This window comes from Streptomyces sp. NPDC090088 (assembly GCF_044747345.1).
GTDB lineage: Bacteria > Actinomycetota > Actinomycetes > Streptomycetales > Streptomycetaceae > Streptomyces.
This window is the reverse complement of sequence record NZ_JBIVDZ010000006.1, coordinates 1-26,351: the sequence shown is the minus strand read 5'-3', so window position 1 is coordinate 26,351 and position 26,351 is coordinate 1. Positions and strand designations below refer to the sequence as shown.

Here is a 26,351-nt window from a genome sequence, read left to right as displayed (position 1 = left end):
GGGACCGGCTCTGTACAACCTGTGAACTAGCCCGTCCGTGCCATGCGCGTTGTGTAGACCGCTGCCTACTCTAGGAAGTCGGTGACGGCAGAGAAGAGGTGATGCACGTGGCTCCGGTCGGCGGTACGGCAGTTCAGGACCACGTGGCCCTCGCCGAGATCGAGCTGTGCGGAGAACTGATCATCGCGGCCTCGGCCGCCGAGGACCGGCTCAGCCTGGAGAGCATCGACGAGGTGCTGAGAGTGGCCGAGGAGCGCGAGGCCCCCTAGACCTCAGGTCCGCAGCAGGCGCCCGATCGCCTTCGTGGCCTCTTCCACCTTCGCGTCGATCTCGTCCCCGCCCTTGACAGCCGCGTCGGCGACGCAGTGCCGCAGGTGCTCCTCCAGGAGCTGTAGGGCGAAGGACTGCAGGGCCTTGGTGGAGGCGGAGACCTGGGTGAGTATGTCGATGCAGTAGGTGTCCTCGTCGACCATGCGCTGGAGACCGCGGATCTGGCCCTCGATCCGGCGCAGTCGCTTGAGGTGTTCGTCCTTCTGCTTGTGGTAGCCGTGCGTGGTCGCCGGCGCTCCGTTTCCGGAGGGCGTGGTGGCGTGGGCCTCGGTGGTCGTCATCGCGTCCTCCGTATCGTCGAGACATATACCCCTAGTGGGTATATGGTAACGAACTTTGCTGGGTATAGGGCCCTCGGGACGCCCCCGTGCTGATCGACTTGCCCGATGGGCGAAACTGGAGGGCGGCCCATTAGCCGTGGCCGGATGATGCGCTTAGCATCAGCCTGACCGAAACCCATGCATACCGAGGACCCCAAGTGCGCTTTCGTCTGACCCCCAGGGAGACGAGCTTCTACGACATGTTCGCCGCTTCCGCGGACAACATCGTCACGGGCTCGAAACTCCTGATGGAACTGCTCGGGGCGGACGCGTCTGCCCGGGCCGAGATCGCAGAGCGTATGCGGGCAGCGGAACACGCAGGTGACGACGCCACGCACGCGATCTTCCACCAGCTGAACTCCTCGTTCATCACGCCGTTCGACCGCGAGGACATCTACTCCCTCGCGTCCTCCCTCGACGACATCATGGACTTCATGGAGGAGGCCGTCGACCTGGTCGTCCTCTACAACGTCGAGGAACTGCCGAAGGGCGTCGAGCAGCAGATCGAGGTGCTGGCCCGCGCCGCGGACCTGACGGCCGAGGCGATGCCCAACCTGCGCACGATGGACAACCTCACCGAGTACTGGATCGAGGTCAACCGGCTGGAGAACCAGGCCGACCAGATCCACCGCAAGCTTCTCGCGCACCTCTTCAACGGCAAGTACGACGCGATCGAGGTGCTGAAGCTCAAGCAGATCGTGGACGTCCTGGAAGAGGCGGCGGACGCGTTCGAGCACGTGGCGAACACGGTGGAGACCATCGCCGTCAAGGAGTCCTGAACCGTCGATGGACACCTTCGCGCTCGTCGTGACCATCCTGGTCGCGCTCTTCTTCACCTACACGAACGGTTTCCACGACTCCGCGAACGCGATCGCCACCTCGGTCTCGACGCGCGCGCTGACCCCGCGGGCGGCGCTCGCCATGGCCGCGGTGATGAACCTGGCCGGCGCGTTCTTCGGCACCGGCGTCGCCAAGACCGTCAGCGAGGGCCTGATCGAGACGCCCGAGGGCTCCAAGGGCATGGGCATCCTCTTCGCGGCGCTGGTCGGAGCGATCGTCTGGAACCTCGTCACCTGGTACTTCGGCCTGCCCTCGTCCTCCTCCCACGCGCTGTTCGGCGGCCTGGTCGGCGCCGCGCTGGCCGGTGGCACGGAGGTCATCTGGCACGGTGTCGTCGACAAGGTCATCATCCCGATGTTCCTGTCGCCGGTGGTCGGTCTGCTCCTCGGCTACCTGGTCATGACCGCCATCATGTGGATCTTCCGCCGCTCCAACCCGCACAAGGCGAAGCGCGGCTTCCGGATCGCCCAGACCGTCTCCGCGGCCGGCATGGCCCTCGGCCACGGTCTCCAGGACGCCCAGAAGACGATGGGCGTGGTCGTCATGGCACTGGTGATTTCCGGCCACGAGACCTACGGCGACCCGATCCCGGTCTGGGTCAAGATCGTCTGTGCCGTGATGCTCTCCCTCGGCACCTACGCGGGCGGCTGGCGCATCATGCGCACCCTCGGCCGCAAGATCATCGAACTCGACCCACCGCAGGGCTTCGCGGCCGAGGCCACCGGTGCGTCGATCATGTTCACCACGGCCTACCTCTTCAAGGCACCGGTCTCCACGACCCACGTCATCACCTCGGCCATCATGGGCGTCGGCGCGACCAAGCGCGTGAACGCGGTCCGCTGGGGCGTCGCCAAGAACATCGTCATGGGCTGGTTCATCACCATGCCCGCAGCGGCCCTGGTAGCGGCCGCGGCCTTCGGAATCGTGGACCTGGCATTCCTGTAGAGGCCGAGGACAGCGCCCCGCAAGCACACAGCGCCCCGTAAGGGGCGCGGGGCTGCGTCCATATGCGGCTCCGCCGCGTGGGCGCGACCAGCCCCCACCGCCCCGCAGCCGACGCACGACCGCACCTCACCCGTCAGCCAGGGAACGCAGACGGGCCCGCCCCCGGGAGCCAGGGGCGGGCCCTTTTGCATCCTCGCGGTGGCACCGCCATGCAGCACCGCGAGGGGTTTCGGTTCCGGCTTAGCCGAAGCGGCCGGAGATGTAGTCCTCGGTCGCCTGGACCGACGGGTTGGAGAAGATGCGCTCCGTGTCGTCGATCTCGATCAGCCGGCCGGGCTGGCCGACGGCGGCGAGGTTGAAGAACGCGGTGCGGTCGGAGACACGCGCCGCCTGCTGCATGTTGTGCGTCACGATGACGATCGTGAAGCGCTCCTTCAGCTCACCGATCAGGTCCTCGATGGCGAGGGTGGAGATCGGGTCGAGCGCGGAGCAGGGCTCGTCCATGAGCAGCACCTTCGGCTCGACCGCGATGGCGCGGGCGATGCACAGACGCTGCTGCTGGCCACCGGAGAGACCGGAGCCCGGCTTGTTCAGGCGGTCCTTGACCTCGTTCCAGAGGTTCGCACCCTTGAGCGACTTCTCGACGATCTCGGTGAGCTCGCTCTTCTTGTAGTTGCCGTTCAGCTTCAGGCCCGCGGCCACGTTGTCGAAGATCGACATCGTGGGGAACGGGTTCGGACGCTGGAACACCATGCCGACCTCGCGGCGCACCGCCACCGGGTCGATGTTGGCGCCGTACAGGTTCTCGTCGTCGAGGAGGACCTTGCCCTCGACCCGGCCGCCGGACGTGACCTCGTGCATGCGGTTGAGCGTGCGCAGGAACGTCGACTTGCCGCAGCCGGAGGGGCCGATGAACGCCGTGACGGTGCGCGGCTCGATGTTCATCGAGATGTCTTCGATGGCCTTGTGGGAGCCGTAGAAAGCGGAGAGCCCGCTTACGTCGATTCGCTTGGACATTACTTCTTCACTTCCAGGAGTCGGTCGCTGTCGGCCGGTCAGCGACCGGTCTTGGGGGCCTTCCAGCGGGCGATGCCGCGGGCCACCAGGTTCAGGATCATCACGAAGGCGATCAGCGTGAGCGAGGCCGCCCAGGCACGGTCGTAGGCCGCGTTGGCACCGGCGCTGTCCGCGTACTGCTGGTAGATGAACAGCGGCAGCGAGGACTGCGCACCCTCGAAGGGGTTGTTGTTGATGAACGGGTTGCCGAACACCAGCAGCAGCACCGGCGCGGTCTCACCCGCGATACGGGCGATGGCCAGCATGACACCGGTCGTGATACCGCCGATAGAAGTCGGCAGGACCACCTTCAGGATGGTGCGCCACTTGGGCACGCCGAGCGCCAGGGACGCCTCGCGCAGCTCGTTCGGGACGAGCTTGAGCATCTCCTCGGTGGAGCGCACGACCACCGGCATCATCAGGATGGCCAGGGCCAGCGATCCGGCGAAGCCGAAGGGCTGCATGTCGAAGATCAGCATGAGGCTGAGGATGAACAGACCCGCGACGATCGACGGGATACCGGTCATCACGTCCACGAAGAAGGTGATCGCCTTCGCGAGGCGACCGCGCCCGTACTCGACGAGGTAGACCGCGGTGAGGATGCCGATCGGGGCGCCGATCAGGGTGGCGAGACCGACCTGCTCCAGGGAGCCGATGATGGCCGCGTAGGCGCCACCGCCGGTGTCGGCGTTGGCGACGACACCCATGGAGTGGGAGAGGAAGTAGGGGTCCAGGACCTTCACACCGCGCGAGACGGTCACCCAGATCAGGGAGACCAGCGGGACCACGGCGACGACGAAGGCGACCCAGACCAGGGAGGTCGCGACCCGGTCCTTGGCCTGCCGGCGGCCCTCGACGCGGGCGGCGACGACATAGGTGCCGAGGACGTAGAGGAGGCCGGCGATCAGGCCCCACTGGACCTTGCTGTCCAGGCCGCCGACCAGGCCGATGGCCACGCCGAGCACGATGGCCCCGGCGACGATGGCGTAGGAGGACCACTTGGGGAGGGTCGCACCGCGCAGGGTGCTCGCGCGCTTGGCGACTGCTGCGGTGCTCATGCGTTGGCCCCCGAGTACTCTGCGCGGCGCTGGATGATGATGCGGGCCGCGCCGTTGACCAGCAGGGTGATGACGAAGAGGACCAGACCGGAGGCGATGAGCGCGTCACGGCCGTCCGCGGTCGCCTCACCGAACTTGCTGGCGATGTTCTGGGCGAAGGTGCCGCCGCCCGGGTTGAGCAGGCTGGCGTGGATGTCGAAGTCCGGGGAGAGCACGGTGGCGACGGCCATCGTCTCGCCGAGCGCGCGGCCGAGGCCGAGCATCGAGGCGGAGATCACGCCGGAGCGCCCGAAGGGCAGCACCGACATGCGGATGACCTCCCAGCGGGTGGCGCCGAGGGCCAGGGCGGCCTCTTCGTGCATCTGCGGGACCTGGCGGAAGACCTCGCGGCTCACGTTGGTGATGATCGGCAGGATCATGATCGCGAGCAGGATCGAGACGGTCAGGATCGTGCGCGGGGCGCCGCCGTCCCAGGAGAAGATCCCGGTCCAGCCGAAGTAGTCGTTCAGCCAGCTGAACAGGCCGGTCATGTGCGGTACGAGGATCAGCGCGCCCCAGAGGCCGTACACGATGGACGGCACGGCGGCCAGCAGGTCGATCACGAACGCGACGGGGCCGGCCATACGGCGGGGCGCGTAGTGCGTGATGAAGAGCGCGATCGCGACGGCGATCGGGACCGCGACGGCCATGGCGATGATCGAGGAGACGATCGTGCCGAAGGCGAGGACCGCGATGCCGAAGGTCGGCGGGATGAGGTTGGTGTTCCACTCGAAGGTGGTGAGGAAGTTGCCGTGGTCGCGGTTGATCGCGAGGGCGGCCCGGTAGGTGAGGAAGACCGCGATCGCGGCCATGATCACCAGCAGCAGGATGCCGGAACCGCGGGAGAGACCGAGGAAGATCCGGTCACCGACCCGGGTGGCGCCGCGCGCGTTGCGCTTCTGCTGAGCCGCGGACGGCTGTGGGGGCGTAGGGGGAGATGCGTCTGTTGTCTGCGTCGATATGTCCATCGGGTTCTCCGGTCTGCGGAGCCGCCCCGGGAGGCGGCTCGGAGGAGCCGTACACCCCACACGTAGAGGTGTACGGCTCCGGGCGGCGGTGCACCGGACGGTGCGGCCGGGCTCCCGTGGGGAACTCGGCCGCACTCGCGGATCTTTAGCTCAGGCCCTCGACGGTGGTGCGGACCTTGGTGATGATCTCGTCGGGGATCGGCGCGTAGTCGATCGTGGAGAGCAGCTTCTGGCCGTCCTCGGAGGTGATGTAGCGCAGGAACGCCTTGGTCGCCGGGAGGGTGTCGGCCTTGTTGCCCTTGTCGCAGACGATCTCGTAGGTCACCAGGCTGATCGGGTACGCGCCCTCGGCCTTGGTGTTGTAGTCGAGCTGCAGCGACAGGTCCTTGCCGGTGCCGACGACCTTGGCGGCCGCGATGTCGGCGGTGGCGGACTCGGTGGACGGGGCGACCGGGCTGCTGGCGCCCGTGTCGATGGAGGCGGCCTTGATGCCGTCCGAGACGTAGGAGAGCTCGAAGTAGCCGATGGCGCCGGAGGTCTGCTTGACCTGCTGGGCGACACCCGCGGACTGCGGAGCGGACTGGCCGCCCTTGGCCTGCCAGGCCTTGCCGCCGGAGTACTTCCAGTTGCTCGGGGTGGTGGCGATCAGGTACTTGGTGAGGTTGTCCGTCGTACCCGACTCGTCAGAGCGGTGGAACGCCTGGATCTTGAGGTTCGGGAGCTTCGCGTCGGGGTTCAGCTTCTTGATCGCCGCGTCGTTCCAGTTGGTGATCTTGCTGTCGAAGATCTTGGCGAGGGTCGGCGCGTCCAGAACCAGGTTGTCGACACCCGGGACGTTGTAACCGATCGCGATCGCACCGCCGACCGCCGGAAGGTCGATGCCCTGGCCGCTGGAGCAGACCTTCTTGGAGGCGGTGACCTCTTCCGGCTTCAGCGCGGAGTCGGAACCGGCGAAGGCGACCTGGCCCTGCGTGAAGGCGGTCACACCGGCGCCGGAGCCGGAGCCCTTGTAGTTGATCTGGACGCCACAGGCCTGGGAGAAGTTCTTCACCCAGGCGTCGATCGCGTTCTTCTGCGCGGAGGAGCCGTCGGCGAGCAGCTGGCCCTTGGCGTCGTCGCACTTGATGGAGCTCGCGGTGGTGGCCGAGGCCGACGCGGAGGAGTCGCCGCTGCTGCCGTTGTCGTCAGAGCCGCACGCCGAGAGGGTCAGGGCACCGGTGACGGCGACAGCACCGAGAGACAGAACGCGCAGCCGGTTCTTGCGCTGAAGCTTCACTTTCGGGAGTTCCTTCCAGAGGCGCCACCTTCGGCGGCGTGCGAAGTAGTCGTGACGCAGCAAGGGCCTGCTGACTAGGCATTTGGGACCGCCCACCGCGTCGGGTAAGGCCGAAATTAGGCAGATCAGGTGAAGCCGCCGATGGCCATAGGTGAACGGAGGGTGAACCCCTGCCGTCAACCCGGTTAGGTCACGGAACGCTCACGGGTAGGGCACGTGCCGGTTCCAACCGCCCGGTTAAGCGAACACGTCTTCGGCGTTCGCCATCACAGCCGTTACGACGTCACAGCGTTCGTTACACCGGATGGGAACCCGTGTGCGATGGAACGCCGTCTCGTCCCACGAAAGCCGACGAAAGGCACGGGCATGGAACGGCGTACCTTCATATCTGGCGGGGCGGCCGCCCTCGCGGCGACCGCACTGACGGGGTGCAGCTCCGGCGGCGACACCTCGCGGACCACCGGCGCGCCACTCGCGTCCACATCCTCTCGTACGGCACTGAAGACCACCAGCGCAGCGGCCGCGGCCAACTGGACCGCCCTCGCCCACGCCCTGGACGGCACCCTGGTCCGCCCCGGCGACACGTCCTGGACCACGGCGCACCAGCTCTACAACACCCGCTTCGACGGCCTGAAGCCGGCGGCGGTGGCCTACGTGGCCCACGCGGACGACATCCGCACCACCCTGTCGTACGCCCAGGCGCACTCCCTGAAGGTTTCCATCCGCAACGGCGGCCACTCCTACGCGGGCTACTCCTCCGGCAACGGCCGCCTGATCGTGGACGTCTCCAAGCTCAACCGGATCCGCGTCAGCGGCGGCACGGCGGTCGTCGGCGCCGGCTCCAAGCTGATCGACGTCTACCGGGCCCTCGCGGCGAAGAGCGTGACCATCCCGGCGGGCTCCTGCCCCACGGTCGGCGTCTCCGGCCTGGTGCTCGGCGGCGGCCACGGGGTCGCGTCCCGCGCGTACGGCCTGACCTGCGACAGCCTCACCCAGGCGACCCTGATCACCGCGGACGGCACCCAGGTCGTCGCCAACGCGAGCAGCAACAAGGACCTCTTCTGGGCGCTGCGCGGCGCGGGCAACGGCAACTTCGGCGTCGTCACGGAACTGCAGTTCAGGACCCATCCGACCCCGCAGGGCGTGACGGCGTACCTGACCTGGCCCTGGGCGAAGGCGGCGCAGGTCCTGAAGGCCTGGCAGGAGTGGGGCCCCTCCCAGCCGGACGAGATCTGGTCCTCCCTGCACCTGGAGAACTCGGGCAGCGGCCCGCGCGTCTCGGTCGCCTGCTTCTCGATGGGCACCTACGGCGAACTCCAGAACGCGGTCGACGCCCTCGCCCACAAGGCCGGCGCCAACGCCTCCTCCGTCTCGCTGCGCCGCCACGGCTACGAGGAGGCGATGGAGATCTACGCCGGCTGCTCCTCCTTCGCCACCCAGGCCCAGTGCCACCTGCCCGGCTCCACCCCGGGCCGCTCCACCCAGGGCAGGCTGGGCCGGGAGACCTACACGGCCCGCTCCGACTTCTTCGACCGCTCGCTGTCGGCGGCCGGCATCCAGACGGTCCTCCGGCAGATCGGTTCGGTCCGGGGCGGCGCGGGCAGTATCGCCTTCACGGCGCTCGGCGGTGCGGTCAACCGGGTCTCGCCGACGGCGACGGCGTTCGTGCACCGCCGGTCGCGGATGCTGGCGCAGTACATCGTGTCCTGGGGGGCGGGGGGCTCCGGCAGCACCGGGCAGGCGTGGCTCGATTCGGCGCACGCCGCGATGAAGCCGTACGCCTCCGGCGCGGCGTACCAGAACTACGCGGACCCGACGCTGGCGAACTGGAAGAAGGCGTACTACGGGGACGCCGTGACCAAGCTGACCAAGGTCAAGAAGCAGTACGACCCGGAGAGGTTCTTCTCCTACGCGCAGGGGTTGTAGGAGTACTTCGGGTGCAGGCCGGTGGGGGCTGGTCGCGCCCACGTGGCGGAGCCGCACATGCATACAGCCCCGCGCCCCTAACGGGGCACGGCGGCTCGCCTACGCTGCCAGGTCCCGTTCCTCCGATTCCAGGCCGGAGCGGGGTTCCGGTACGACGCCGACCGTTGCTGATCGCGTCCGTACGATCCAGCCGGCGCGGGGGGATCCGGCCACGGCCTTCATCACCGGGGTGAGGAGGGCGGAAGCCAGCGGAGACAGCAGCAGCACGACCGCCGTGCCCAGGGCGAAGCCGCCGATGACGTCGGTGGGGTAGTGGACGCCCATGTAGACCCGGCAGAAGCCTTCCAGCAGGGCCAGCGCTATGCCCGCGGCCCCGAACTTGCGGTTGGCGACGAAGAGGCCGACGCCCAGGGCCATGGTGATGGTCGCGTGGTCGCTGACGAAGGAGTAGTCGGTCTTGCCGGAGACCAGGACGTCGAGGCCCTGGTGGGCGAGGAAGGGCCGGGGGCGCTCGACGAAGCCGCGGATGGGAACGTTCACGAGGACGGCGATCGCGGCGGCGAGCGGGGCCCAGACCAGGGCGGCGACGGTGGCGGGCGCGTCCTCGTCGCCCCGGCGGCGCACGGACCACCAGCACCCCAGCACCAGCAGCACCATGGCGAGCAGCAGCCCGTACTCCCCGACGAACGCCATGCCCCGGTCGAACCAGTGCGGCGCGTCCTTGGCCAGGCCGTTGATGTCGTAGAGCAGGTCGACGTCGGGGTTGGATCCGGATTCGGCGAGTACAGCCATCGCGCTGCGGCCCCTTCGTCGTCGTTCCGGGACGCACCTCGTGTGCGTCGCTCGCTGCCACCCCCGTGGTCGGCTACGTCAACAGGAACGCACGGTCTACGCCCCTTCGTTCCACCCTCCACCGAATGATCACGCAGACGTTATCGAAGAGAGATACAAAGCCGCAGCTCAGGGGAGGGTTTCACACTCGGTTCACACCGCCGTGGGGAGCGCTTTCGCGCCATCCGCGGTGACCCGGGTGGCTCCGAAGTAGTCCGCGCTGTCGATGGGGTCGAAGCGGATGACCGCCCCGGTGTACGGCGCGTCGATCATGTACCCGCCGCCGACGTAGATTCCCACGTGGTGGATGGCCCGGGAGTTGCCGAGGTCGGTGGAGAAGAAGACCAGGTCGCCCGGGAGCAGCTCGTTGCGGGAGGGGTGCGGGCCCGCGTTGTACTGGTCGTTGGCGACCCGGGGCAGCGTGATCCCCACGCTCGCGTACGCCGCCTTCGTCAGCCCCGAGCAGTCGAACCGGCCACCCTGGTCGGCGGTGCCGTTGCCGCCCCAGAGATAGGGGGTGCCGAGCTTCTTCTGGGCGAAGTCGATGGCACCGGCGGCCTGCTTGGTCGGGGAGAGCCGGCTGACGGGCGCGGCGAAGCTGTCCTCCAGGGTGGTGATCGTCCTGACGTAGTTCTGGGTCTCCTTGTACGGCGGCACGCCCTTGTACTTGATGACCGCGTACGCCCCCGCGTTGTAGGCGGCGAGCATGTTGTCGGAGACGTTGCCGGGGACGTCCTTGACGTACGAGGCGAGCTGGCAGTCGTAGGAGGCCGCCGACGGGATCGCGTCGTTCGGGTCCCAGACGTCGCGGTCGCCGTCGCCGTCGCCGTCGATGCCGTGGGTGGCCCAGGTCCCCGGGATGAACTGCGCTATCCCCTGCGCGGCCGCCGCGCTCTGCGCCTTCGGGTTGAAGCCGCTCTCCTGGTAGAGCTGCGCGGCGAGCAGGGCGGGGTTGATGGCGGAGCAGAGGTTGCCCCACTTCTGCACGAGCGCGGAGTAGGCGGCCGGCACGGATCCCTTGGCCAGCGCCTTGGTGCCGCCGCCGACCCCGCCGAGCAGGTTCCCGGCGACGACGTACACGCCGACGACCAGCAGCATCACGAAGCTCAGCCCGAGCCCCACCGCCGCGCCACCGATCACCCATACTTTCCGCACGCCCCAACCCTCCCCCATGTCAGGGCTGTTCAACGCCATTTCGGCCGAGAGTGGCGGTATTTCACAGGAAGACGGCGCACATGACGCCGTTTCAGTCCCCGGTGGCGTCCTTGTACAGCTCGGCGGCCTCGGTCCCGAGCACGACGCTGTAGGAGGTGTCGGCGGTCGAGCCGCCCTGCTCGTGGCCGCCCAGTACGCCGACCACCTCGTGGTCGCCGTTCACCCAGGGGCTGCCGCTGGTGCCGCCGGTGAACTCGGGGCAGTCGATGCGCTGCTGGGTGGCGCTGTGGGCGACGGGCCTGTTGGTGCAGCTGATGGGTACCTCGCGGGAGTTGGGATACCCGGTGACGGTCACGGCGGTGGCACCCGTGGCGACCCCGCTGGCGAAGCGGTTGGCGCCGGTCACGCTCTCGACCCGCCTGCCGTCCAGCTCGTCCACGGCGGCGAAGGCGACATCGCTGTCCTCGTCCTGGCCGTGCGCCCACCCGTCGGGCAGATACCGCCTCCCGACCTTCCACACCCCGTACGGCGCCTGCCCGTCCCGGTACCCCGGCACGAAGACGAGGCTGCCGTCATCGCTGTCGACGCAGTGCGCGGCGGTGACGATGAGATCCCGCTGCGGGCTGTGCACGACGGACGCGGTGCAGAAGTGGTTGCCGGACAGGCTCCCGGTCTTGTCCGCGCTGAACAGCGCCCCGACTCTCGCGCTCTCCGCCGTGGCCCCGACCACCGCGGTCACCCCGAACGGCCCCGCCGCCTCATCGGCGGCCGCGACGGAGGCCGAGGTGGCGACCAGAACGACCACCGCGCACAGTGCGACGCGGCGCGAGGTGACAGAGATGCGTGGGATGCGCTTCATCAGGCCCCACTGTGTCCCACAAAGGTGAGAAACGGTTCCCGACTTCACTGAGATTTATCTGTGAACCGCCCTTGCGGCCGTGGCGCCGGTGCTCCGGCCGGGCCGCTCCGGCCGCTCCGGCTCAGAACGTGGTCGTCATCCCGCCGTCCACCGCGACGGTCTGCCCGGTGATGAAGGACGCGGCGTCGCTCGCCAGGAAGACGACGATGCCCGCGATCTCCGCCGGCCGTCCCCAGCGGCCCAGGGCCGTGCGGGTGCGCAGCCAGCGCGCCCACTCCGGGTCCTCGGCGAGTTCCGCGTTGACCTCCGTGGCGAAGGTCCCCGGCGCCACCGAGTTCACCGTCGTACCGCTCGGGCCCAGGTCGGCCGCGAGCGCCCGGGTGAGGCCGTCGAGGCCCGCCTTGGCCGTGGCGTAGGCAACGTCCCCGGTGCGGCCCAGCTGGCCGACGACCGAGGAGACGTTGATGATGCGGCCCGGTGTGCGGCGCGCGGCCAGGCCCCGGGCGACCGTCTGGCTCAGCGCGTAGGCCGAGGTCAGGTGGGTGTCGAGCATCGCGGACAGTTCGTCGGGGGGCATCTCCTCGACGCCCCTGCGGTCACGGTGGCCCACGTTGTTGACCAGGATGTCGAGGGCGCCGAGAGCGGTCACCGCCTCCTCGGCCGCCTCCCGGTCGGTGACGTCGAACGCCGCTCCCAGGACATCGAGTCCGTCCTCGCGCAGGCGGTCGACCACCGGGTCCAGCGAGGCGGTGTCCCGGCCGTTGAGGACCACCCGCGCACCGGCTCCGGCCAGGCCCCGCGCCATCTCCAGGCCCAGTCCCCGGACCGAGCCGGTCACCAGGGCGGTGCGTCCGGTGAGGGTGAAGTCCACGGCGCCGGCGCTCATGCGGCCACCTCCCGGAGAACCGTCGTATCGGGTCGTACCGGCTCACCGTATCCGGCGGTGGCCGGCCGGCCGCCGGGCGTCCACCACCTGGGCGTTCACTCCGTCCCGACGTTCACACGGCCCACTCCGAGCGCCCACTTCACCCCCGTCAACTCCTCCGACAGCGTCCACAGCCGGCGCGCGGCCGCCGGGTCGCTCGCCGCCCGGCTGCGGCCGACCAGGGTCGGCGCGCCCCGCATCTCGCCCAGGCCGTCCGGGCCGAGATAGCTGGCGCCCGGCAGGTCCTGGGTCGCCGCGTACAGCGTGGGAAGGGTGCCCGCGACGTCGTCCTGGGCGAAGAGCCGGTTGCCGAGGCGCATGCCCAGGCGGGCCAGCGGGTTCGCGGTGTGGCTCTGCAGGTTGGTCGCCGCGTAGCCGGGGTGCGCGGCGAGGGCGCGGACCGGGGAGCCGGCCTCGGTGAGCCGGCGCTGGAGTTCCAGGGTGAACAGGAGGTTGGCCAGCTTGGACTGGGCGTAGGCGCGGGTGGGGTTGTAGGCGCCGCGCAGATTGAGGTTGTCGAAGTGCATCACGCCGTCGCCGCCGCGGTGCAGACCGGAGGAGACGGTGACCACCCGGTCGGTGACGTGGGGCAGGAGCAGGTTCGTCAGCGCGAAGTGACCCAGGTGGTTGGTGCCGAACTGCATCTCGAAGCCGTCGGCGGTGCGCTGCTCCGGGAGCATCATCACGCCGGCGTTGTTGATGAGCAGGTCGATCGGTCCCTGCCAGCCCTCGGCGAAGGCCCGCACGGAGGCGAGGTCCGCCAGGTCGAGGCGGCGTACCTCGGTGCTGCCGGGCACCCGCGCGGCGGCGGCGCGGCCCCGCTCGGGGTCGCGTACCGCGAACACGACATGCGCGCCCGCCCGGGCCAGCGCGTCCGCCGCCGTGCGGCCGAGGCCGCTGTTGGCCCCGGTGACCACGGCCGTACGGCCGGACAGGTCGGGCAGGTCGGCGGCGTTCCACTTGCGGTTCTTGGTGTCGTTCTTCTCAGCCATGCCCGCCAATGTAGGCGTCGACAACAATGATGTCAACGACAACAAAGGTGACGGCGACAACAATGCTGACGACGACTACATCGGGATACGATGCCCCCCATGTCGCAAAGCCGCCCCTACCACCATGGAGACCTGCGCTCCGCCCTGCTCGCCAGCGCCGAACGCACCCTGCGCGAGAAGGGCGCCGCCGCCCTGTCCCTGCGTGAACTGGCCCGCGACATCGGGGTGAGCCACGCCGCCCCCGGCCGCCACTTCAAGGACAAGCAGGCCCTGCTGGACGCGCTCGCGCTCGGCGGATACGACCGCCTGAACCGGGCCCTGGTCGCGGCCGACCTCCCCGACGCGCCCCTCGAACCCCGGCTCACCGGGCTCGCCCGGGCCTATCTCACCTTCGCCGTCGACAACCCCGAGCTGCTGGAGCTGATGTTCGCCCGCAAGCACGCCCCGGACATCGACACCCAACTGGCCGACGCGGCCGACCTGTCCCTGGGCTCCTTCGTCCGGCTCACCGCCGAGGCGCAGCGGCGCGGCGAGATCGTCGAGGGCGACCCGGAGCACCTGACCCTCGCCGCCGCCGCCGGCATCCACGGCCTCGCCAGCCTGATCGCCGCCGACGCCCTGCCCGCGGACGAGGCCCTGGCCGGCCTGGACGGCTACGTCCACCTTCTGCTGCACGGCCTCAAGCCCCGCTGACAGCACCTCGATACGCCCCGATCAACGCGCATTGACCGCTGCCCCGGCGGGAGTTCAGGTCAACCGAACCCCAACTTCCGGCCATCCGGCCGCCAATGATCAGTAAGCCCTTGCCGCGCTTCAGTAACGCGGAAGTCAGGATTCCGAAAGTCATCTTGTTGTCGCGTACCCAACAAGGCGATGGTCGTCGCGGGCCGCCGCCCCCACCGGCAACCACACCGGTGGTCCCCCCACCCGCAGGCCTCTGTCCCTTCTTCCAGGAGGCTGTACGTTGCGTACGACCACCCCCAACACCCCCCACACCAGCGGCAGATGGCGCCGGATAGGCACCGCAGTCGCCGCCACCGCGGCACTCGCCGCCGCCGGCCTGGGCACCGCCGCCCACGCCAGCGCCGCGGACACCGCGACCCACAAGGTCAGCACCAAGGCCATCGCCGCCCAGGTCGCCAAGGCCCACGTCCAGTACGAGAAGGCCGGCTGCGGCGCCACCCCCAAGAAGGGCTTCGCCGCGTGTGACGCCCTCCGGGTCACCGGCGGCACCACCGCCTTCATGGAGAAGCAGGCCGCCCTCAAGGGCATCGCCCCGAAGACCGTCAAGCCGAACGCCGCCTCCGACTCCCCCACCGGATACGGCCCCTCGGACATCCAGTCGGCCTACGGCCTGACCGACGCCGCCTCCTCCAACGGCTCGGGCGAGACCGTCGCGATCGTCGACGCCTACGACGACCCGAACGCCGAGGCGGACCTCGCGACCTACCGCTCGTACTACGGCCTGTCGGACTGCACCACCGACAACGGCTGCTTCACCAAGGTCTCCCAGACCGGCTCCACCACCTCGCTCCCGTCCGCCGACAGCGGCTGGGCCGGCGAGGAGTCCCTCGACCTCGACATGGTCAGCGCGACCTGCCCGAACTGCAACATCCTGCTGGTCGAGGCGAAGTCGGCGTCCGACGCCAACCTGGGCACCGCGGTGAACGAGGCCGTCAAGCTGGGCGCCAAGTTCGTCTCCAACAGCTACGGCGGCTCCGAGTCCTCCTCGGACACCACGTACGACACCTCGTACTACAAGCACGCGGGCGTGGCCATCACCGCGAGCGCCGGTGACGAGGGCTACGGCGCCGAGTACCCGGCCGCCTCCCGGTACGTGACCGCCGTCGGCGGCACCGCATTGAAGACCTCCTCCAACAGCCGCGGCTGGACCGAGTCGGTCTGGAAGACCAGCTCCACCGAGGGCACCGGCTCGGGCTGCTCCGCCTACGACGCCAAGCCCAGCTGGCAGACCGACGCGAGCTGCTCGAAGCGCATGATCGCCGACGTCTCCGCGGTCGCCGACCCGGCCACCGGTGTCTCCGTCTACGACTCCTACGGCTCCGACGGCACCGGCTGGAACACCTACGGCGGCACCAGCGCCTCCTCGCCGCTGATCGCCTCGGTCTACGCCCTGGCCGGCACCCCGGGCAGCAGCGACTACCCGGCCGAGTACCCGTACGCGGCGGCCGGCACCTCGGCCCTCAACGACGTGACGAGCGGCAACAACGGCACCTGCTCCACCTCGTACTTCTGCACCGCCAAGTCGGGCTACGACGGCCCGACCGGCTGGGGCACCCCCGAGGGGACCGACGCCTTCACCGGCTGAGCCCCGCACCGCGGGAAACCGCAGGACCTCCCCGTCGGGTCACGGGGAGCCGCCACCGTGAGGGGGACGTGGGGTCCCCTCGGCGGCAGGGAAAGAGAGACGGGCCACGGCATCCGGCCGTGGCCCGTTTTTCGCGCCTTGGTAACTCCCTTGAATCAGCTGTGAGTTGAGTCAAGTACCCGTCACCCGCAGTCCAACGGGCCGCCATCGGACAGTCACGCGAACGCCGTGTTCGGCAATGCGGAAGTCAGGATTCCCGATGGCTCTTGTTGTCGCGTACTCAACAAAGGATTCTCGTCGCGGACCGCCGCACCAGATCGCACCCGCACCGCCCCTGTTCGAACTGTTCCACCCCATTCAGGAACATCAGGAGGCTGCACGCATGCGTTCCACTCCCCCCGACAGATCCTCGCTACACCGCGGCTGGCGCCGACTGGGCACCGCCGTGGCCGCCACCGCCGCGCTGGTGTTCGCCGGTTTCGGCACCGCCGTCCAGGCCGACGCGGCCGCCACGGCGTCCGGCAAGGTGACCTACGTCGCCACCCCCTGTGCCACCCCCAAGCACTCGGGCGACCTCACCTGCAAGTCCTACCGCGTCACCGGAGGCCTCACCGCCTTCCAGAAGCAGCAGGCCGCGAAGACGGGCATCACCCCCAAGGCCGCCGACGCCTCCACCCCGTCCGGCTACAGCCCGACCAACCTCCGGTCCGCCTACGGCCTGACCTCCGCCGCCGCCTCCAACGGCTCCGGCGAGACGATCGCGATCGTCGACGCGTACAACGACCCGAACGCCGAGGCGGACCTCGCGACCTACCGCTCGTACTACGGCCTCTCCGCCTGCACCACGGCCAACGGCTGCTTCAAGAAGGTCTCCCAGACCGGCTCCACCACCTCCCTCCCCTCGTCCGACGCCGGCTGGTCCGAGGAGATCTCCCTCGACCTCGACATGGCCTCCGCGATCTGCCCGCTGTGCAACATCACCCTCGTCGAGGCCACCAGCGCCAGCTACGCCAACCTCGGCACCGCCGAGAACGAGGCCGTAGCCCTCGGCGCCAAGTTCGTGTCGAACTCCTACGGCGGCTCCGAGTCCTCCTCGCAGACCACGTACGACACCTCGTACTACAAGCACGCGGGCGTCGCCATCACCGTCTCCTCCGGTGACAGCGACTACGGCGCCGAGTACCCGGCGACCTCCCAGTACGTGACCGCCGTCGGCGGCACCAAGCTCTCCACCTCCTCCACCACCCGCGGCTGGACCGAGACCGTCTGGCGCACCTCCAGCTCCGAGGGCACCGGCTCCGGCTGCTCCTCCTACGACGCCAAGCCCAGCTGGCAGACCGACACCGGCTGCACCAAGCGCATGGAGTCCGACGTCTCCGCGGTCGCCGACCCGGCCACCGGCGTCTCCGTCTACGACTCCTACGGCGTCACCGCCGGCTGGTACACCTTCGGCGGCACCAGCGTCTCCGCCCCGATCATCGCCGGCGTCTACGCCCTCGCCGGCACCCCGGCCAGCGGCACCTACCCGGCCCAGTACCCCTACGACTACGCGGGCACCTCGTCCCTCAACGACGTGACGAGCGGCTACAACGGCTCCTGCTCCACCGCGTACTTCTGCACGGCCGAGACCGGCTACGACGGTCCGACCGGCTGGGGCACCCCCGAGGGCATCAGCGCCTTCGCCAACTAGTAATTGGCTCCATCCCCCGCACGGGCTCACGGGTCGCGGCAACCAGCCGCGACCCGTTCGTCATGAGAACATCGGGACGGTGGCATTCACCCGACTGGCCGTCAAAAACCCCACCAGGCGGTAAAAGAGGTCAACGACGGAACCACACCACAGGTTCCGCCCAGTCCTCATTGCCCGGCGTGACCTGCCGTGATACACAGAGTGACCGTACGATCCCTTCGTACGAAACCCGCCAATCAATGACGTCAAGTCGACATACTCCGGCGCCGTTGTCGGCGAGAATGATGCGTGACCTCTGCACCGAGCAGGGGCGGACAGAACTACCCACCAGGGGCGGTGACTTACATGTTCTACGCGGCCGACAAGGGAGACATCAACACCATCATCGGCGGAATCGCTCCGGACTGGGGGCCTTTCGGCAGCCTGGGCAACGAGGCGAAGACGATGATCCAGGTGGTCATGGCCGTCGCCATCCTGCTCTGCCTCGGCATCGCCGTCTGGGGTGCCGCCAAACAGCGCATCGGCGCCACGGCCCTCCGGGACACCTTCAGCGCCGAACAGGGCAAGGGCCTCATCATCGCCGGACTGACCGGAGTCTTCATCATCGGCTCACTCGGCACCCTGTTCACCATCGTGTACGGCATGGCCGTCTAGCCGCCTGAACCTCCGTCTCCCCCGCTCCGAGGTTGCGTTTCCCTGATGTCGAGTCACCACACCGCGCCCGCGCGGGAACCAGCACGGCTACCGTCGTACTGCTACGCGTTCCGGTACGACGTGGAGGGGGAGTACCCGGCATGAGCCTCGGAGACGAGCCCGGCTACCCGGAGACCGGCCACACCCGCACGCGCCTTCCCGACGACCCCTACGGCGGCGCCCGGCGCGGCGGCCGCTCCTCCTCACGGAGCCTGGTCACGGTCGTCGGCGTGGTCGTCCTCCTGATCGCGGCGATCGCCTTCGCGAACAGAGGCGACGGCGACAACTCCTCCTCCACGTCGTCCTCGTCCAACGGCAGTGGATCCGGCAGCCAGCCGGTCACCTCCTCCACCGCCGCCAGCGGCACCAAACCGGTCGACACCAAGAACGCCGGCATCCCCACCGGCTTCGCCCACACCCGCCAGGGGGCGGAGAGCGCGGCGGCGAACTACGCCGTGACGCTGGGCTCGACCGGCATGTTCAACAAGGACAGCCGCCATCGCATCGTGAACGCGCTCTACACCTCCGCCGCGGCGGCCAAGCTCCAGAGCCCGATGGACGCGGCCTACTCGACCGGCCTGCTGAGCAAGATGGGCCTCGACGCCAACGGCAACCCGCCCAAGGGCAGCACCTTCGTGTCCCGGACGGTCCCGGTGGGCACCAAGGCCGTGCAGTACGGCGACAGCGCGGCCACCGTCGCCGTCTGGTGCAACAACCTCTCCGGCATCGCGGGCGCCAGCTCGACCACTCCCGTGACCAGCAACTGGTTCACCGTCACCATGACGCTGAACTGGGGTGGTGGTGACTGGAAGGTCCTTGAATCCAGCCAGGCGTCCGGCCCCACCCCGGTCAGCGGCGACGACGCCGTGTCCGGTTCCGACCAGATCAGCAAGGCGGTCCAGGAATTCGGAGGGTTCACCTATGCCCGCTAGTCAGCACACCGTGCTCAAGCTCAGCGGTCTGGTGGCCACGGTAGAGACAGCCACCGTGCTGCTGGCCGCACAGGCCTTCGCAGCACCCTCGCCGTCCCCCTCGCCCTCCAGCAGCGTCGACTGTTCGCTGCTCGCCCCCCCGTCCAGGAAACTCTGCGAAGACGGCTCGGGCTCCGGCGGCTCCACCACCGACCCCCTCACCTCCACCCTCGACCCGCTCTCCTCGCTCGCGCAGGGCTGTGCCAAGGCCGCGTCCTGGACCGTGGACGTGCTCAGCAAGGCCGTGAAGGACACCGCGAGCGTCGACTTCACGAACGGCGCGTTCCTGAAGCAGTACGCCCTCGTGTTCGCCGCGTCGACGATCCTCACCCTCGTCCTGTGGCTGCTGGCCGTGGCCAAACGAGCCGTTCGAGGCGTCCCGCTCACGACCGCCATCTCGGAAGCCGTCGGTTTCCTCTGGCTGACCGTGCTCGCCTCGGCGTTCACCCCGCTGATCCTCTACACGGTCGTATCGGCGACGGACGCCGTCACCGACGTCCTCGCGAAGGGCACCGGAGACCAGACCGACGTGTTCTTCGGCACCTTCTCCGACGCCCTCAAGAAGGGCGACGACATCGGCGGCGGCCCGATCATGCTGATCCTGGTCTCGCTCGTGTCGATCCTCGCCGCCGGCGTCCTCTACCTGGAACTGTTCCTGCGGGCCGTCCTGCTCTACGTCGGAGCACTGCTCGGCGTCGTCGTGTACTCGGGGCTCGTGGACAAGAACCTGTGGGGCCATGTCCGCCGCTGGGCCGGGATCATGATCTCCGTGATCCTGGTGAAACCCGTGATCGTGATCGTGCTGGGGCTGGCCGGAGCGCTGGCCGCGGACAACGGACCGGACTCGATGGCCGCCGTCGTCTCCGGCCTCGCCATCATCCTGCTCGCCATCTTCGCCAGCGCGATGATCTACCGCTTCGTCCCCGGCTTCGGCGACGAGATCGCCAACGGCCGCAACAACCGCATCATGCAGGGCGCCGAAGGCAAGGCCGCCGCCGTCATCAGCAGCCCCGCCAACCTCGTCGCCCAGGGCATCAGAACCCACAGCGCCCGCGCCGACAACAACGGCGGCGGAGGCGGCGGTTCCGGCGCCTCCGGTGCCCGCCCCTCCAACCCGGTCTCGGGCGGCGTCGCCGCGCACAGCACGCGCACCCCGAACGGTGGTGGCGGCGGATCTGTCCCCTCCGCCGCACCCGCACCCCGCGCGCCCAGCCCGGCCAACACCCCGCACGCCGGCAACACCCGCAACAACAGCTCCGGAGGTGAAGGGCGTTGACGACCGAGTCCCACCTGTCCCATCCGATCACGCCCCGCCGTACGTATCTCATCGGCCGCGCCCGGCCGAACGCGATCGTCGGCAGGAACCGTGAGTCCGGCGAGATCGGCCTGATCATCGTCGGCGCGTTCCTCGGCATGATGTGCGGGCTCCTCGTCCCCGTCCTGTCCCTGCGCATCGTGCTGCTCATGGGCTTCCCGCTGCTCGCGCTGGCCGCGGTCTACGTGCCGTACAAGCGCCGCACGTTCTACAAGTGGTTCGAGATCAACCGCAGTTACAAGCGCACCCTCCGCGCGGGCACCGTCTACCGATCCACCGCCAGCGAGGCCGGCACCCGGATCGACGGCCGCGAGGTCGAGATCGGCCCGCCGCCCGGCATCGGCCGCATCAGCTGGCTCGCCGCCCCCTTCGGCCCCGACGAGATCGCCGTACTCCTGCACGCCGACCGCAAGACGGTCACCGCGGCCATCGAGATCGAGGGACCCGGCGTCGGCCTGCGCGACTCCGAGGACCAGGAAGCCCTCGTCGACCGCTTCGGCACCCTCCTCAAGCACGTGGCCAACGGCGACGGCTTCGTCACCCGCCTCCAGATGCTCGCCCGCACCCTCCCCGCCGACCCCGACGCCCACGCCAAGGACGTCTCCCAGCGCGGCGACGAGAAGGCCCCGGGCTGGCTGGCGCAGTCCTACGACCAGTTGCAGTCCATGGTCTCCACCAGCAGCGAGCAGCACCGCGCCTACCTCGTCGCCTGCATGCACTACTCGCGCGAACTGGCCGCCGAGGCCCACGCCATGGCCCGCGCGGCCCGCCCCCAGGCCGGCCGCAAACTCGACCGCGACTCCGGCCTCGCGGTCGTCATGGCCCGCGAGCTCACCGACATCTGCTCCCGCCTCCAGGAGGCGGACATCCGGGTACGGCAGCCCCTCGGCCAGGGCCGTCTCGCGTCCCTGATCCACTCCATGTACGACCCGGACCACCCCATCGACCACATCCAGGCGATGACCCAGCGCAACGCCTGGCCGGCCGAACTCGACGCCATGGAGCCCACGTTCCTCCAGGCGAAGACCCGCGAGTCCGCCACCCGCGAGCCCTGGTGCCACGCCACGGCCTGGGTGAAGGAGTGGCCGATGACCCCGGTCGGCGTCAACTTCCTGGCCCCGCTCCTGGTCCACACCCCGGACGTCATCCGCACGGTCGCCGTCACCATGGACCTCGAACCCACCGAGATCGCCATCGAGCGCATGCTCACGGAGAAGACGAACGACGAGGCGGAGGCGAGCCGCGCCGCGAAGATGAACCGGACCGTCGACCCCCGCGACATCGCCGCCCACAACCGCCTCGACCAGCGCGGCGAGGACCTGGCCAGTGGCGCCGCCGGCGTCAACCTGGTCGGCTACATCACGGTCTCCTCGCGCTCCCCCGAGGCCCTCAACCGCGACAAGCGCACGATAAGGGCGTCCGCCGGAAAGTCGTATCTGAAACTGGAGTGGTGCGACCGCGAGCACCACCGCGCCTTCGTGAACACCCTGCCCTTCGCCACCGGAATCCGAAGGTAGAGGCTGATGCGCTGATGAGGGACCCGCTGTCCGTCCTCACCGAAGCCTTCACGTCCTTCCTCTTCGGGAAGGTCGAGACGACCCGCTCACCCGTCCGCACCTCCACCGGCCAGGCCCAGGCGGTCTACCTCCCCACGGCCGCCCCCGGCCTGGGCGACTCCGGCGTGATCATCGGCCGCGAGGTGTACTCCGGCAAGGGCTACATCTACGACCCGTTCCAGCTCTACGGCCAGCAACTCCCGGCCCCGCACTGGCTGGTCCTCGGCGAGTCCGGCAACGGCAAGTCGGCCCTGGAGAAGACCTACGTCCTGCGCCAGCTCCGCTTCCGCGACCGCCAGGTCGTCGTCCTGGACGCCCAGGGCGAGGACGGCGTCGGCGAATGGAACCTCATCGCGGAAGAGCTGGGGATAACACCCATCCGGCTCGACCCGATGGCGGCCCTGGACCACGGCATCCGCCTCAACCCGCTGGACCCGGCGATCACCACGACCGGCCAGCTGGCCCTCCTGCGCACCATCATCGAAGTCGCGATGGGCCACGGCCTCGACGAACGCTCCGGCTTCGCCCTCAAGGTCGCGCACTCGTACGTCAACGAGACCATCCTCGACCGCCAGCCCGTCCTGACGGACATCGTCGAGCAGCTACGACACCCCGAGCCGGAGTCGGCCGAGGCGATGAACGTCGCCATAGACGACGTACGCGCCTGGGGCCTGGACGTGGCCCTGGTCATCGACCGCCTGGTCGACGGTGACCTGCGCGGCATGTTCGACGGCCCGACGACGGTCGGCATCGACCTCGACGCCCCGCTCATCGTCTTCGACCTGTCCCACATCGACCGCAACTCCATCGCCATGCCCATCCTGATGGCGATCGTCGGCGTGTGGCTGGAGCACACCTGGATCCGCCCGGACCGCAAGAAGCGCATCTTCCTGGTGGAGGAGGCCTGGCACATCATCGCCAGCCCCTTCGTGGCCCAGCTGTTCCAGCGCCTGCTGAAGTTCGGCCGACGGCTCGGTCTGTCCTTCGTGGCGGTCGTCCACCACCTCTCCGACGTCGTGGACGGCGCGGCGGCCAAGGAGGCCGCGGCGATCCTGAAGATGGCGTCGACAAGGACGATCTACGCCCAGAAGGCGGACGAGGCCCGGGCCACGGGCCGGGTACTGGGCCTGCCCAGGTGGGCGGTGGAGATCATCCCCACCCTCACCCCGGGCATCGCGGTCTGGGACGTCAACGGCAATGTCCAGGTGGTCAAACACCTGGTCACCGAGACCGAACGCCCCCTCGTCTTCACGGACCGCGCGATGACCGAGTCGTCCAGCGACCTCTCCGACGCCGACGACGTGCTGCGCGCCGCCGAGCTGGAGGCGGAGCAGCGGGCGGCGGCCTTCGTGGAGCAGCACCTCGGCGACTCCGAATCGACGGTGGCGTAGGGAGGACCGTCCGTGAGACCGGACCCTCGGCAGGAGCGCGAACAGCAGGGCGGCGGCGGGATTCCCGACGGCCTGCTGATCGGCATACTCGGGTTCCTGCTCGGCATCACCGTCCTGGTGTGGACGGCGACGGGACTGGCCGCCTGGTTCGCCCACGGCGGCTGGCCCTCGACGGTCGACCTGACCCACACCCCGCCCGCGATGCGCCACCTCATCGGCGAACCCCACGACATCGCGGGCGCCTGGCCCGGCACCCCGGCGGCCCAGCTGTCGGGGTGGGGGCTGTTCTGGGGCCTGTTCATCGGGCAGCTGATGGTCCTGCTCGTCCTCACCGTGTTCGTCATGGGAACGGTGGCCCGCTGGCGGGCCGGACGAAGAAGACGGAGAGCCGAGGCGAGGAGAACGCCCGCCGAGGTCCCGGAACCGCGCACGGGGGCGACGCGGGTCCAGGAAACAGCTCCCCTGCCGGAACCCGTGGTCCCCGCCGTCCCGGCCGTCCCCACGACCACCGCGTTCGAACAGCCGGTGCCCACCATCGGCCCCTACGCTCCCCTACCGGTCGGCGCCGAACAGACGGTCGGATGGGCGAGAATCCACATCGCCCCGCGGGAGAGCCGGCAGGCCACCGCCACCCGGACCATCCAGGACGCACTCGGCCCCGCCGTCGTCGTCACCTCGAACCCCGCCCTCTGGTCGGAGACCAAGGACGCCCGGGCCAAACTCGGCCCCGCCCTCCTCTACGACCCGAACCACCTCTGCGACACCCCCGCCCGCTTCCACTGGTCCCCCACGGCGGGCTGCGCGGACAAGCAGACGGCGGTCCAGCGCGCGCAGGCCCTCCTCACCCCCGTGAAGCCCACCGCGAAGATCGACCAGGCGGTCACGGACACGGCCGAAACACTCCTCCGCAGCTATCTGCACGCCGCCGCACTGGAGAACCGCACGATCCGCCACGTCCACCGCTGGGCCCAGGGCACCGGCGTCCAGGACGCCGTACGCACCCTCCGCACCCACCCGAAGGCGGCCCCCGGCGCCGCCGGCGAGCTGGAAGCCGCCCTCACCTCCCACCCGGAACGCCGGGACATCGCCCAGGAGCTGACGGCCCGGGCGCTCGCCGCGCTCTTCACGGTCAACATCCGCGAGGCCTGCACACCGAACCGATCCGATGCCCTCGCCCTGGATTCCTTCATCGATGAAGGGGGCACGCTTTATGTGGTCGGTGAATCCATCGAGGACCCCAGGACCAACCCCGGCGCCATGCCCCTCCTGACGGCCCTCGTCTCCAGCGTGGTCGAGCACGGCCGGCGCATGGCCGAACGGTCATCCTCCGGTCGGCTCGACCCACCACTGACCCTGGTCCTGGACGACGTGGCGGCCGTGGCCCCGCTCCCCCAGCTCCCCGACCTGCTGGCCGCCGGCACCGACCAGGGCCTGCCGACGCTCGCCCTGCTCCGCTCCCACGAACAGGCCCGCTCCCGCTGGCCGCACCGGGACCTGCCGGTCTGAGCCGCTCTCCGAGCCGCTCCAGGCCGGTCTAGATCGGCCACTCCCGCACGAACTCGAACTCCTTCTTCCCCGCGTCCGCCTCCAGCTCCACGGTCACCCCGCTCGGCACGAACCCGGCCTTCCGGTAGGCGCCCTGAGCCCGCGCGTTGTCCTCGTGCACCAGCAGCCGCACCCGCTCCGCACCCCGCTCCCGCGCCCACGCCCACGCCACACCGACGTCGAACAGCGCCTTGATCAACCCGCTCCCCCGGTGCTCGGGCCGTACGAACACCCCGACGACATGTCCCTGCCGCCGCTCGACCGGAAACCCGGCCCAGTCCGTCGTCCCGGCCTCCTCGACCAGTACGGTCAGGCCCCCGGCCCACACCCCGTCCGCCGCCTCGGCGATGAACTGCCGTGCCCCGCTCAACTCCTCGGCCGACCGAGCGGCCCGCTCCTGGTAGAACGAGTCCGGCCGCTCCACCGCGTCCTCGTAGGTCTCCATGAACGCGATATCCGCCACCGGGTCCCGCAGAGCAACCAGCCGAAGCTGCTTCACGGCCTCCCACTCATCGGCTCGTATCGCACGTATGACGTAATCACCGCTGGTCGTAGCGTTCATGCGGCCACGGTAGCCGTCACCGGGCACCCCGCTCATCTCGTTTACGACCGCGCGGGCCGGAGCCGTTGTCAGTGCCCGCGCCTACTGTGAACGTCATGACGACCCTTCCGAACCGTCCGAACACCGCCTTGTTGATCGTGGACGTGCAGAACGGAGTGGTGGCCGGCTCCCACAACCGCGACGAGGTCATCGCCAACATCAACACCCTGCTCGCCAGGGCCCGTTCCGAGGCGGTCCCCGTCATCTGGATCCAGCACTCCAGCGACGAGCTGAAGCCGGACAGCGCCCCCTGGCAGTACGTCCCGGAACTCGTCCGCGAAGCCACCGAGTCCCTCGTCCACAAGCGCTACGGCGACTCCTTCGAGGACACCGAGCTGGAGTCCGTGCTGGCCGAACACGGTGTGGGCCGCGTGGTGGTCACCGGAGCCCAGACCGACGCCTGCATCCGCTCCACCCTGCACGGCGCGATGGTCCGCGGCTACGACGCGACCCTGGTCGCCGACGCCCACACCACCGAGGACCTCTCCCCGTACGGCGCACCGCCCCCGCAGCAGGTCATCGCGCACACGAACCTCTACTGGCAGTGGCAGGAGGCCCCGGGCCGAAAGGGCGGCACGGTCGACACAGCGGACGTGACGTTCTAAAACGCAGAAAGGCCCACGCCATACGGCGTGGGCCTTTCCCAATATTTGTTCGGCGGCGTCCTACTCTCCCACAGGGTCCCCCCTGCAGTACCATCGGCGCTGTAAGGCTTAGCTTCCGGGTTCGGAATGTAACCG

25 protein-coding genes and 1 rRNA gene are annotated in these 26,351 nt (G+C 69.4%); 14 read left to right on the top strand and 12 right to left on the bottom strand.

The features are described 5' to 3' along the window. Nucleotides 1-101 precede the first annotated feature (101 nt). Nucleotides 102-269 (top strand): hypothetical protein, encoded by a 168-nt coding sequence (locus ACIPSJ_RS27835; protein ID WP_355724386.1) that lies wholly within the window; start codon nucleotides 102-104, stop codon nucleotides 267-269. 3 nt (nucleotides 270-272) lie between these two features. Here ACIPSJ_RS27835 and ACIPSJ_RS27830 read toward each other — a convergent pair whose 3' ends face one another. After that, nucleotides 273-611, bottom strand: coding sequence for a metal-sensitive transcriptional regulator (locus ACIPSJ_RS27830; RefSeq protein ID WP_359207878.1), 339 nt, complete (start codon nucleotides 609-611; stop codon nucleotides 273-275). A gap of 197 nt (nucleotides 612-808) precedes the next feature. Between ACIPSJ_RS27830 and ACIPSJ_RS27825 the strand changes: the two genes are divergently transcribed. Together ACIPSJ_RS27825 and ACIPSJ_RS27820 are read left to right on the top strand one after the other, a co-directional pair. Then, nucleotides 809-1,429, top strand: coding sequence for a DUF47 domain-containing protein (locus ACIPSJ_RS27825; protein ID WP_123975966.1), 621 nt, complete (start codon nucleotides 809-811; stop codon nucleotides 1,427-1,429). 7 nt (nucleotides 1,430-1,436) lie between these two features. After that, nucleotides 1,437-2,435 (top strand): inorganic phosphate transporter, encoded by a 999-nt coding sequence (locus ACIPSJ_RS27820; RefSeq protein WP_359207882.1) that lies wholly within the window; start codon nucleotides 1,437-1,439, stop codon nucleotides 2,433-2,435. 240 nt (nucleotides 2,436-2,675) lie between these two features. On the opposite strand, the gene pstB is transcribed toward ACIPSJ_RS27820, so the two are convergent. From pstB to pstS, 4 genes are all read right to left on the bottom strand, one after another. Beyond that, nucleotides 2,676-3,452: a phosphate ABC transporter ATP-binding protein PstB gene (gene pstB / locus ACIPSJ_RS27815; protein WP_355724393.1), complete on the bottom strand. Its 777-nt coding sequence runs from the start codon at nucleotides 3,450-3,452 to the stop codon at nucleotides 2,676-2,678. Between the two features lie 38 nt (nucleotides 3,453-3,490). Beyond that, the gene (gene pstA, locus ACIPSJ_RS27810) at nucleotides 3,491-4,549 is read right to left on the bottom strand and encodes a phosphate ABC transporter permease PstA (RefSeq protein ID WP_365695106.1); all 1,059 of its coding nucleotides are present in this window, start codon (nucleotides 4,547-4,549) and stop codon (nucleotides 3,491-3,493) included. Further along, entirely contained in the window at nucleotides 4,546-5,556 is a 1,011-nt protein-coding gene (gene pstC, locus ACIPSJ_RS27805; protein ID WP_401350156.1) for a phosphate ABC transporter permease subunit PstC, read from the bottom strand. The genes pstA and pstC overlap by 4 nt, the downstream gene beginning before the upstream one ends. 145 nt (nucleotides 5,557-5,701) lie before the next feature. Next, nucleotides 5,702-6,832: a phosphate ABC transporter substrate-binding protein PstS gene (gene pstS / locus ACIPSJ_RS27800; RefSeq protein WP_359207891.1), complete on the bottom strand. Its 1,131-nt coding sequence runs from the start codon at nucleotides 6,830-6,832 to the stop codon at nucleotides 5,702-5,704. Nucleotides 6,833-7,198: 366 nt separating this feature from the next. On the opposite strand from pstS, the gene ACIPSJ_RS27795 reads away from it, so the two are divergent. Further along, nucleotides 7,199-8,758, top strand: coding sequence for an FAD-binding oxidoreductase (locus tag ACIPSJ_RS27795; RefSeq protein WP_401350153.1), 1,560 nt, complete (start codon nucleotides 7,199-7,201; stop codon nucleotides 8,756-8,758). A 99-nt stretch (nucleotides 8,759-8,857) separates the two neighbouring features. Here ACIPSJ_RS27795 and ACIPSJ_RS27790 read toward each other — a convergent pair whose 3' ends face one another. From ACIPSJ_RS27790 to ACIPSJ_RS27770, 5 genes are all read right to left on the bottom strand, one after another. Continuing rightward, complete coding sequence (locus ACIPSJ_RS27790) at nucleotides 8,858-9,550, bottom strand: phosphatase PAP2 family protein (RefSeq protein ID WP_359207897.1); 693 nt, start codon at nucleotides 9,548-9,550, stop codon at nucleotides 8,858-8,860. Nucleotides 9,551-9,742: 192 nt separating this feature from the next. Further along, on the bottom strand, nucleotides 9,743-10,762 hold the full coding sequence (locus ACIPSJ_RS27785; protein WP_359207899.1) for a bifunctional lytic transglycosylase/C40 family peptidase: 1,020 nt from the start codon (nucleotides 10,760-10,762) through the stop codon (nucleotides 9,743-9,745). 73 nt (nucleotides 10,763-10,835) lie between these two features. After that, on the bottom strand, nucleotides 10,836-11,603 hold the full coding sequence (locus ACIPSJ_RS27780) for a trypsin-like peptidase domain-containing protein (protein ID WP_359207902.1): 768 nt from the start codon (nucleotides 11,601-11,603) through the stop codon (nucleotides 10,836-10,838). Between the two features lie 121 nt (nucleotides 11,604-11,724). Further along, nucleotides 11,725-12,489: an SDR family oxidoreductase gene (locus tag ACIPSJ_RS27775; RefSeq protein WP_359207905.1), complete on the bottom strand. Its 765-nt coding sequence runs from the start codon at nucleotides 12,487-12,489 to the stop codon at nucleotides 11,725-11,727. 95 nt (nucleotides 12,490-12,584) lie between these two features. Beyond that, on the bottom strand, nucleotides 12,585-13,520 hold the full coding sequence (locus ACIPSJ_RS27770; RefSeq protein WP_401350150.1) for an oxidoreductase: 936 nt from the start codon (nucleotides 13,518-13,520) through the stop codon (nucleotides 12,585-12,587). Nucleotides 13,521-13,610: 90 nt separating this feature from the next. Here ACIPSJ_RS27770 and ACIPSJ_RS27765 point away from each other — a divergent pair, with 90 nt between their 5' ends. From ACIPSJ_RS27765 to ACIPSJ_RS27725, 9 genes are all read left to right on the top strand, one after another. Then, nucleotides 13,611-14,213 (top strand): TetR/AcrR family transcriptional regulator, encoded by a 603-nt coding sequence (locus ACIPSJ_RS27765; protein WP_365695098.1) that lies wholly within the window; start codon nucleotides 13,611-13,613, stop codon nucleotides 14,211-14,213. A gap of 271 nt (nucleotides 14,214-14,484) precedes the next feature. Then, nucleotides 14,485-15,849 (top strand): S53 family peptidase, encoded by a 1,365-nt coding sequence (locus ACIPSJ_RS27760; RefSeq protein WP_359207911.1) that lies wholly within the window; start codon nucleotides 14,485-14,487, stop codon nucleotides 15,847-15,849. Between the two features lie 382 nt (nucleotides 15,850-16,231). Further along, nucleotides 16,232-17,539, top strand: a complete 1,308-nt coding sequence (locus ACIPSJ_RS27755) for a S53 family peptidase (RefSeq protein WP_359207914.1) — start codon at nucleotides 16,232-16,234, stop codon at nucleotides 17,537-17,539. 345 nt (nucleotides 17,540-17,884) lie between these two features. Next, nucleotides 17,885-18,193 carry a hypothetical protein gene (locus tag ACIPSJ_RS27750; RefSeq protein ID WP_351328461.1) on the top strand — a complete coding sequence of 103 codons (309 nt, stop codon included), beginning with the start codon at nucleotides 17,885-17,887 and terminating at the stop codon, nucleotides 18,191-18,193. 140 nt (nucleotides 18,194-18,333) lie between these two features. Then, on the top strand, nucleotides 18,334-19,164 hold the full coding sequence (locus ACIPSJ_RS27745; protein ID WP_401350147.1) for a hypothetical protein: 831 nt from the start codon (nucleotides 18,334-18,336) through the stop codon (nucleotides 19,162-19,164). Beyond that, nucleotides 19,154-20,479: a hypothetical protein gene (locus ACIPSJ_RS27740; protein ID WP_401350146.1), complete on the top strand. Its 1,326-nt coding sequence runs from the start codon at nucleotides 19,154-19,156 to the stop codon at nucleotides 20,477-20,479. Before ACIPSJ_RS27745 ends, ACIPSJ_RS27740 begins: the two co-directional genes overlap by 11 nt. Beyond that, nucleotides 20,476-22,035, top strand: a complete 1,560-nt coding sequence (locus ACIPSJ_RS27735; RefSeq protein ID WP_359207922.1) for an SCO6880 family protein — start codon at nucleotides 20,476-20,478, stop codon at nucleotides 22,033-22,035. The genes ACIPSJ_RS27740 and ACIPSJ_RS27735 overlap by 4 nt, the downstream gene beginning before the upstream one ends. 14 nt (nucleotides 22,036-22,049) lie before the next feature. Continuing rightward, the gene (locus ACIPSJ_RS27730) at nucleotides 22,050-23,465 is read left to right on the top strand and encodes an ATP-binding protein (RefSeq protein WP_355724438.1); all 1,416 of its coding nucleotides are present in this window, start codon (nucleotides 22,050-22,052) and stop codon (nucleotides 23,463-23,465) included. Between the two features lie 12 nt (nucleotides 23,466-23,477). After that, nucleotides 23,478-24,971, top strand: coding sequence for a type IV secretory system conjugative DNA transfer family protein (locus ACIPSJ_RS27725; protein WP_401350144.1), 1,494 nt, complete (start codon nucleotides 23,478-23,480; stop codon nucleotides 24,969-24,971). Nucleotides 24,972-24,999: 28 nt separating this feature from the next. Here ACIPSJ_RS27725 and ACIPSJ_RS27720 read toward each other — a convergent pair whose 3' ends face one another. Then, entirely contained in the window at nucleotides 25,000-25,572 is a 573-nt protein-coding gene (locus ACIPSJ_RS27720; RefSeq protein ID WP_401350142.1) for a GNAT family N-acetyltransferase, read from the bottom strand. A gap of 95 nt (nucleotides 25,573-25,667) precedes the next feature. Here ACIPSJ_RS27720 and ACIPSJ_RS27715 point away from each other — a divergent pair, with 95 nt between their 5' ends. Continuing rightward, on the top strand, nucleotides 25,668-26,216 hold the full coding sequence (locus ACIPSJ_RS27715) for an isochorismatase family protein (RefSeq protein WP_401350140.1): 549 nt from the start codon (nucleotides 25,668-25,670) through the stop codon (nucleotides 26,214-26,216). 47 nt (nucleotides 26,217-26,263) lie between these two features. On the opposite strand, the gene rrf is transcribed toward ACIPSJ_RS27715, so the two are convergent. Beyond that, a 5S ribosomal RNA gene (gene rrf / locus ACIPSJ_RS27710) occupies nucleotides 26,264-26,351 on the bottom strand; the annotation flags it as partial.

Bases quoted from the DNA above. Each gene is read 5' to 3' on its own strand.
- ACIPSJ_RS27795 (WP_401350153.1), top strand. From the start codon at position 7,199: ATGGAACGGCGTACCTTCATATCTGGCGGGGCGGCCGCCCTCGCGGCG.
- ACIPSJ_RS27835 (WP_355724386.1), top strand. From the start codon at position 102: ATGCACGTGGCTCCGGTCGGCGGTACGGCAGTTCAGGACCACGTGGCC.
- ACIPSJ_RS27730 (WP_355724438.1), top strand. From the start codon at position 22,050: ATGAGGGACCCGCTGTCCGTCCTCACCGAAGCCTTCACGTCCTTCCTC.
- ACIPSJ_RS27740 (WP_401350146.1), top strand. From the start codon at position 19,154: ATGCCCGCTAGTCAGCACACCGTGCTCAAGCTCAGCGGTCTGGTGGCC.
- ACIPSJ_RS27720 (WP_401350142.1), bottom strand. From the start codon at position 25,572: ATGAACGCTACGACCAGCGGTGATTACGTCATACGTGCGATACGAGCC.
- ACIPSJ_RS27780 (WP_359207902.1), bottom strand. From the start codon at position 11,603: ATGAAGCGCATCCCACGCATCTCTGTCACCTCGCGCCGCGTCGCACTG.
- pstA (WP_365695106.1), bottom strand. From the start codon at position 4,549: ATGAGCACCGCAGCAGTCGCCAAGCGCGCGAGCACCCTGCGCGGTGCG.
- ACIPSJ_RS27750 (WP_351328461.1), top strand. From the start codon at position 17,885: ATGTTCTACGCGGCCGACAAGGGAGACATCAACACCATCATCGGCGGA.
- ACIPSJ_RS27770 (WP_401350150.1), bottom strand. From the start codon at position 13,520: ATGGCTGAGAAGAACGACACCAAGAACCGCAAGTGGAACGCCGCCGAC.
- ACIPSJ_RS27790 (WP_359207897.1), bottom strand. From the start codon at position 9,550: ATGGCTGTACTCGCCGAATCCGGATCCAACCCCGACGTCGACCTGCTC.
- ACIPSJ_RS27715 (WP_401350140.1), top strand. From the start codon at position 25,668: ATGACGACCCTTCCGAACCGTCCGAACACCGCCTTGTTGATCGTGGAC.
- pstB (WP_355724393.1), bottom strand. From the start codon at position 3,452: ATGTCCAAGCGAATCGACGTAAGCGGGCTCTCCGCTTTCTACGGCTCC.
- ACIPSJ_RS27785 (WP_359207899.1), bottom strand. From the start codon at position 10,762: ATGGGGGAGGGTTGGGGCGTGCGGAAAGTATGGGTGATCGGTGGCGCG.
- ACIPSJ_RS27830 (WP_359207878.1), bottom strand. From the start codon at position 611: ATGACGACCACCGAGGCCCACGCCACCACGCCCTCCGGAAACGGAGCG.
- ACIPSJ_RS27775 (WP_359207905.1), bottom strand. From the start codon at position 12,489: ATGAGCGCCGGCGCCGTGGACTTCACCCTCACCGGACGCACCGCCCTG.
- pstC (WP_401350156.1), bottom strand. From the start codon at position 5,556: ATGGACATATCGACGCAGACAACAGACGCATCTCCCCCTACGCCCCCA.
- ACIPSJ_RS27745 (WP_401350147.1), top strand. From the start codon at position 18,334: ATGAGCCTCGGAGACGAGCCCGGCTACCCGGAGACCGGCCACACCCGC.
- ACIPSJ_RS27765 (WP_365695098.1), top strand. From the start codon at position 13,611: ATGCCCCCCATGTCGCAAAGCCGCCCCTACCACCATGGAGACCTGCGC.
- ACIPSJ_RS27820 (WP_359207882.1), top strand. From the start codon at position 1,437: ATGGACACCTTCGCGCTCGTCGTGACCATCCTGGTCGCGCTCTTCTTC.
- ACIPSJ_RS27755 (WP_359207914.1), top strand. From the start codon at position 16,232: ATGCGTTCCACTCCCCCCGACAGATCCTCGCTACACCGCGGCTGGCGC.